This window comes from Burkholderia sp. Se-20373 (assembly GCF_017104705.1).
GTDB lineage: Bacteria > Pseudomonadota > Gammaproteobacteria > Burkholderiales > Burkholderiaceae > Burkholderia.
In genome coordinates, this window is sequence record NZ_JAAGPH010000259.1 from 1 (window position 1) to 6,069 (window position 6,069).

Genomic DNA, 6,069 nt, shown 5'->3' on the forward strand with positions numbered 1-6,069 from the left:
TGCCAACACGCATCGCGCGCTGGTCAACCGGCTCGACTGGCACGGCTCGCTGCTCGCCGACGCCGCGCCGGTGCGCGTGCTGCAGAAGACGCCGTACTTTTTCGACGTGTCGGTCTGGGAATTCCTGTGGACGCTGCAAAGCGGGCATGCGCTGGTGATCGCGCCGCCGGAGCTGCACAAGGACCCGGCCGGGCTGGCGGCGCTGCTGCGCCACGCGCGCATCGCGGTCGCGCACTTCGTGCCGTCGATGTTGAACGCGTTCCTGGACGCGGTGGCCGGGCAGCGCTTCCCGGATCTCGCGCTGGTCGTCTGCAGCGGCGAGGCGCTGCTCGCCGAGCAGGCCGAGCGCTTCCACCGGCTGCTGCCGGGCGTGCGGCTCGCCAACCTGTACGGGCCGACCGAGGCGGCGATCGACGTGACCGTGTGGCATTGCGCGCCGGGCGAGGCCCACGCGCGCGCCGGCGTGCCGATCGGCCGGCCGATCGACAACGTGTCGCTGTACGTGCTGGACGCGGGCCTCGAGCCCTGCGCGCCCGGCCGCGCGGGCGAGCTGTACATCGGCGGCGCGGGGCTCGCGCAAGGGTATGTCGGCCGCCCGGATCTCACCGCGGCGAGCTTCGTGCCCGATCCGTACGCAGGCCGTGCGGGCGCGCGCATGTACCGCACCGGCGACATCGCGATGTTCGGCGAGCACGGTGAACTGCATTACCTCGGCCGGCGCGACGAGCAGGTCAAGCTCAACGGCAACCGGATCGAACTGCGCGAGATCGAGGCGTGCCTGCTGGCGCTGCCGGGCATCGCGCAGTGCGCGGTGGTGCCGGTGCGGGTGCACGGGCGCGTGCGGCTGCTGCATGCATTCGTCGAGCCGGCCGCGGGGTGGGACAGCTGGCCGGTGGACGCGCTGCACACGGAGCTGGCCGCGCGGCTGCCCGAATCGATGCGTCCGGCGCGCATCGACGTGGTGGAGCGCATCGCGCTGCTGCCGGCCGGCAAGATCGACCGCAAGCGCCTGGCCCAGCTCGCCGATGCGGCGCTCGAGACGCGCGCGCGCGGTGCCGAGGTGCGCGCCAGGACACCGTTCCAGGCCGAGGTCGCCGCCGAGTGGTCGGCCGTGCTCGACGTCGCCGACATCGGGCCGGACGATCACTTCTTCATGCTGGGCGGCAGCTCCGTGCAGGCGATCCAGCTGATCGCGCGTCTCAATGGGCGCTACGGGCTGCTGCTGTCGCCGCCGCTGCTGTTCGGCGCACCGCAGCTCGACCGGTTCAGCGCACAGGTGCTGGTCGCGCTCGGCCAGAAGGCCCAGCGGGAGGACCGCCTCGAAGCGCTGCTCGATCGCCTCGCGCCGGACGACATGGACGAACTACTCACACTGTTTTCATCGTCGGGAGAGCTGGTTTGATGTCGCATAACGATTCCACCGAAAACAAGCGTCGCCAATTGCTCGAAGCGTTCGGCAGGCAGCGTGGCACGGGCAGCCCCGACGCGATTACCCGCCAGGCGCGGCCGGCGGACCTGCCCGCGTCGGCGGAACAGTTGCGGATGTGGGTGCAGATGGCGATCAGCGGCGGCGTCGGCCATTTCCACGTGCCGCACGTGCTGGAGATCGCGGGCACGCTCGACGAAGCGGCGTTGCGGGCGGCGCTGTGCGACGTGGTCGCGCGGCACGAGGCGCTGCGCACGACCTTCGACGCGCGCGACGGCGGCTTGTACCAGCGTGTGCATCTCGAGCTCGATCCGGCGCTGCCCGTTCATCGTCACGCGGCGGGCGCGACCGACGCGGACATCGCCCGCGCGATCACCGCCGAAATCGCGCAGCCGTTCGACCTGGCGCACGGGCCGCTGCTGCGCGTGTCGCTGCATCGTGTCGGCGACGCCCGGCAGATTCTCGTGCTGACCGCCCATCACTTGATCGTCGACGGGTGGTCGCTGGAACTGATGCTGGCCGACTGGTGGCGGGCCTACGCGGCGCGGCTGGCGGGCCGCGAGCTCGAGCCGCCGGCCGACGACGGGCCGCATTATGCGGACTATGCGCTGTGGCAGCAGGCGCGCGGCGCCGCGGACAGCGCGCCGAGCCTCGCCTACTGGCAGGGCCGGCTGGCCGGCGCGACGACGCTCGAATTGCCGTTCGCGCTGCCGCGCCCGCCGCGGCGCGCGCACGACGGCGAACTGGTGTTCTTCACGATTCCCGCCGCCGTGCGCGCGCGGGCCGAGGCGCTGGCGCGCCGGCAGGGCGGCACGCTGTTCACCGTGATGCTGGCCGCGTGGCGGTGCCTGCTCGGCGACTACGCCGGCCAGGACGACTTCTGCATCGGCACGACCGCGTCGAACCGCGTGCATCCGGGCAGCGAGCGCATCGTCGGCTTCTTCGCGAACCTGCTCGCGTTGCGTACCGCGCGGCAAGGCTGCGCCACGTTCGCCGCGCTGGTCGAGCGCGAGCGCGACACCGTCGCCGACGCGCTGCGGCATCAGGCGGTGTCGTTCGACCAGGTGGTCGAGCAGGTCGGCGTCGCGCGCGATGCCGCGCGCAGCCCGCTGTTCCAGGTCAACTTCGTGCTGCAGGACACGAAAGGCGCGGTGCCCGGCGCCGCCGAGCCGGCGACGCCGGCCGGGATGCCGGCGATGACGGTGCGCGACGACCTGTACCGCTACGCGCAGTTCGACCTGACGCTGTTCGCCGAGCTGACGTCCGACGGCGTGCGCTGCTGCACGGTGTTCCGCACGGATCTGTTCGAGGCCGCCGATATCGAGCGGCTGTCGCGCACCTATGCGCAGTACCTCGACGCGCTGACCGCGCAGCCGGACGCGCCGTTCGGCACGCTCGCGCGCGGCGACGCGGCGACGCTCGACGCGCTGCGCGGCTGGCAGAGCCGGCCGCTCGGGCAGCCGCTGCCCGACTCGATCGGCGCGGTGATCGACGCGCTCGCGCGGCAGCATCCGGGCCGCACGGCGATCCGCCACGGCGACGCGACGCTCGACTACCCCGCGCTGAACTCGCGCACGAACCGGCTGGCGGACCACTTGCGCGATCTCGGCGTGTCGCCGGGCTCGACCGTCGGCCTGTGCCTCGAGCCGGGCGCGGAGCTGATCGTCGCGATGCTGGCGGTGCTCAACGCGGGCTGCGCGTATGTGCCGCTCGACAGCCGCTATCCGGCGGACCGGCTGCGATTCCTGATCGACGACAGCCAGGCGAGCGTGATCGTCACGCGCGAGGACGTGGTGGCGCGCACCGACGCGCTGCGCGACGGCTATCTGAACCTGATCGTCCTCGAGGACCACGACGACGAGATCGCCGCGCGCGACGGCGCGTTCGTCGCGAGCGGGCTGCCGGCGCAGATGCCGGCGTACCTGATGTACACGTCGGGCACCACCGATCGTCCGAAGGGCGTCATCGTGCCGCAACAGGCGATCCTGCGGCTCGCCTACCGGCCGGCCTATCTCGACGTGACGCCGGACGACGTGTTCCTCCAGTTTGCGCCGACGGCATTCGACGCGTCGACGTTCGAGATCTGGACCGCGCTCCTGAACGGCGCGTCGCTCGTCGTGCCGGTCGGGCGCGACGCGTCGCTCGACCAGCTCGGGCCGTTGCTGGTCGACGCGGGCGTGACGATCCTGTGGCTGACGAGCGGCCTGTTCGCGGCGATGGTCGATCACGCGCCGGACGCGCTGCGGCAGCTGCGCTACCTGGTCTGCGGCGGCGACGTGCTGTCGCTGCCGCACGTGGCACGCGCCCGCGCGCTGCTGGAACGCGGCCAGGTGGTCAACGGCTACGGGCCGACCGAGACCACGACCTTCGCCACCGCGTACCCGGTGCGCGGCGCGCTGGCGGCGGGGCGCACGGTGCCGATCGGCATGCCGATCCAGGGCACGTCGGTGTATGTGCTCGACGACGACCTGAATCCGCTGCCGGCCGGCGCGGCGGGCGACCTCTACATCGCGGGGCCCGGCGTCGCGCACGGCTATGCGAACCGGCCGGACCTGACCGCGGCCGCGTTCGTGCCCGATCCGCATGGCGGCGAACCGGGCGCCCGCATGTACCGCAGCGGCGACGTCGGCTACTGGGCGCATGACGGCGCGCTGCATTACCTCGGCCGGCGCGACCGGCAGGTGAAGCTGCGCGGCTACCGGATCGAGCCGGCGGAAATCGAGGCGGCGCTGGCCGCGTGCCGCGGCGTGCAGGCCGCCGTCGTGACGGTCGACGCGACGCCGCAGGGCGACAAGCAGCTCGTCGCGTACTGGACCGCAAGCCCGGGCACGGGCGCGGACGTGCCGGACGAAGCCGGCCTGCGCGCGCAGCTGCGGGCGTCGCTGCCGGACCATCTGGTGCCGGCACGCTTCCACGCGGTGCCGCACATTCCGCTGACGGCGAACGGCAAGGTGGACCGGGCCGCGCTCGCGCGGCTCACGCCGGCCGAAGCGCCCGTCGACGCGGCGCCCGAGACGCTGACGGACACGCAGCGCGTGCTGCGCACGCTGTGGGAAGACGTGCTCGGCCGCAGCGGGTTCGGCCTCGACGACGGCTTCTTCGATCTCGGCGGCGATTCGCTGCTGGCGATCCGGTTGAAGGCGCAGGCGCAGCGCCAGGGGCTCGAATTCGAGATCCAGGACCTGTTCGCCCATCAGAGCGTGCGGACGCTGGGCGAGCACATCGAGCGGCAGCGTGGCGCGGGGGCAGGCACGGTTGCGCCGGCCGAGGCCACGGTCGCCCGGGCGCCGCTGACGAGCGAAGCGGACCGCGCGCGGCTGCCGGCCGGCGTCGTCGACGCGTATCCGCTCAGCCGCCTGCAACTGGGGATGCTCTATCACGGCTTGCGCCACGAGCGCTCGAGCGTGTACCACGACGTAATCGGCTACGAGGTCGCGTATGCGTACGACGAAGCGTGCCTTACCCATGCGCTCGACCGGCTGTCGGCCCGCCATCCGGCGTTGCGCACCGCGCTGCGGATGGAGGGGTTCAGCGTGCCGCTGCAGCTCGTGTTCGACACGGCGCGCATTCCGCTGACGGTCACCGACCTGACCGCGCTCGACGCGGCGGCGCAGGCCGCCCGGATCGCCGCGTTCATGGACGGCGAGCGGTTCGCCGCGTTCGACATCGCCGCCGCGCCGCTGTTTCGCTGCTTCGTGTTCAAGCTGGCGGCGCAGCGCTTCAAGCTGGTGTGGAGCTTCCATCACGCGATGCTCGACGGCTGGAGCGAGGCCGCGCTGACCGCCGAATTCATCCGGCTCTACACGGCGGGCCTGACGGGCGCGCGGAACCCGCAGGACGACGAGCCGGTGCAGGCCGGTTACCGGGATTTCATCGAACTGGAACAGGCCGCGCTCGCCGATCCGGCCCAGCGCGATTTCTGGCGCGGCCAGCTCGACGGCGCGCAGGCGCTGTCGCTGCGCCGCGCGCCGCTGCCGGGCGAAGCGGCGGACGAACGGGTGGATTACCTGGAGGTCGAGGTCTCAGCCGAACTGGAGGCGGCGCTGCGCGCGCTCGCGCGCGACGCGAACGTGCCGCTCAAGAGCGTGCTGCTCGCTGCCCACCTGCGCGCGCTGCAGGCGCTGAGCGGGCGGCGCGACGTGCTGACGTCGATGGTGACGCACGTGCGGCCCGAGACCGAGCATGCGGCGCGTGCGGTCGGGCTGTTCCTGAATTCGGTGCCGGTGCGCGCGGCGCTCGACGGCGCGGCGTCGCCTGTCGCGCAGGTGCGGCAGGTGTTCGAGATCGAGTCGGGCATTTTCCGGCACCGCTTTTATCCGTCGCAGCAGATCCGGCAGGACAACGGCGGGATCGAGCTGGGTGAGGTGCTGTTCAATTTCACGAGCTTCCACGTGCTGCGCGAGCTGGACGACGCGGACGTGCGGATGCTCGCGGGCCGCGACGGCCATGCGGTCAACAGCTTTCCGGTGCAGGTCGATTTCTCCGTCTCTGCGAGCGACCAGCGGCTGCGCTGCATCGTCGGCTACCGGGCCGACAGCCTGCGGCGCGCCGACGCGGAAGACATCGCGCACGCGCAGCACGAAGCGCTGCGTCGGCTCGCCGGCGCACCCGCGGCGGCGTGGCTGCTGCCTACCACGCTCGCG

General features: G+C 72.4%; 2 protein-coding genes. Both read left to right on the forward strand.

Annotated features, from left to right (window positions below):
- On the forward strand, positions 1-1,402 hold a 1,402-nt coding region (locus tag G3N96_RS37390), incomplete at its 5' end, for a non-ribosomal peptide synthetase (protein WP_206140344.1).
- Positions 1,402-6,069, forward strand: a 4,668-nt coding sequence (locus G3N96_RS37395; protein WP_206140345.1) for a non-ribosomal peptide synthetase, incomplete at its 3' end; no start/stop codon positions are given. The genes G3N96_RS37390 and G3N96_RS37395, both read left to right, overlap by 1 nt.